Below are 315 nucleotides of genomic sequence, written 5' to 3' on the forward strand. Positions count from 1 at the left end.
CATAAAGCACGCCAGGATCAACCACGACGAGATCATCCGACCCCGAGAAGTCGCTTATGTTGCCCGTAGAAGGCACAATATGATCAGGATACGCAGTATGTTCATCAATGACCACCAAGCGCGTATGAACCTTTACACTGTTTTGTTTCTCCGTCACATACGCCCAGTCGCCTAAGACAGGCGGCATGCGAAGGCTCGTAGAATCGACGATAGACAGCACAGGTTTCTTTCCCTCCGGAGGAGACTTGATCGGCTCTCGAAGGGCATGTACCACAGCAGCAAACAAAGCTTGTGTGATCTCGACGGGTAAGCTAT

Annotated in this window: 1 pseudogene; it reads right to left on the reverse strand. The window is 51.1% G+C overall.

Annotation, left to right across the window (positions count from 1 at the left end):
- Positions 1-220: pseudogene (locus PAT3040_RS22170) on the reverse strand (IS4 family transposase); the annotation flags it as partial.
- Positions 221-315: the final 95 nt, after the last annotated feature.

Origin of the sequence: Paenibacillus agaridevorans (assembly GCF_003112455.1) — a bacterium.
In the GTDB taxonomy this organism is placed as follows: Bacteria; Bacillota; Bacilli; order Paenibacillales; family Paenibacillaceae; genus Pristimantibacillus; species Pristimantibacillus agaridevorans.